Here is a 720-nt window from a genome sequence, read left to right on the forward strand (position 1 = left end):
CAAACCCGCCGCGAACGCTTCCTTGCCGAGATGGATCAGGTCGTGCCCTGGGCAGGTCTGCTCGGCCTGATCGAGCCGTTCTACCCCAAGGCCGGTGGCGGTCGAAAACCTTACCCACTGGAAACCATGCTGCGCATTCACCTGCTGCAGAACTGGTTCTCCCTCAGCGATCCGGCCATGGAAGAAGCGCTCTACGAAATCACGCCCATGCGTCAGTTCGCGCATCTGACACTGAGCGCGCCGATCCCTGAAGACACCACGATCATGAACTTCCGGCACTTGCTGGAGAAGCATCAATTGGCACCTGCCATCCTCGCGGTCATCAACGGTTATTTGCAGGAAAAAGGCCTGTCATTGCGTCAGGGCACGATCGTCGACGCAACCATTATTCATGCCCCAAGCTTGACCAAGAACAAAGATGGCGAGCGCGATCCCGAGATGCATCAGACCAAGAAGGGGAACCAGTATTTCTTCGGTATGAAGGCCCACATCGGCGCTGACGTTGAGTCGGGACTGGTTCATCACGTCCATGGCACCGCTGCCAATGTGGCCGATGTCACCCAAGTCGCTGAACTGCTCCACGGGGACGAAAACGCGGTCTATGCGGACGCAGGTTACACCGGTGTCGAGAAGCGTGAAGAGCACGAATGTCGTGACGTGATCTGGCAAATCGCGGCTCGGCGCAGCACGTATTCCAAGCTGAACAAACGCAGCCTGTTG

Annotated in this window: 1 protein-coding gene; it reads left to right on the forward strand. The window is 57.6% G+C overall.

All coding sequences use genetic code 11. From position 1 onward, the window contains the following. Window positions 1-720: IS5 family transposase (locus IFT47_RS27295; protein ID WP_192176557.1), on the forward strand; the 720-nt coding region annotated here is incomplete at both ends.

The organism is Pseudomonas sp. CFBP 13711 (genome assembly GCF_014842265.1).
GTDB lineage: Bacteria > Pseudomonadota > Gammaproteobacteria > Pseudomonadales > Pseudomonadaceae > Aquipseudomonas.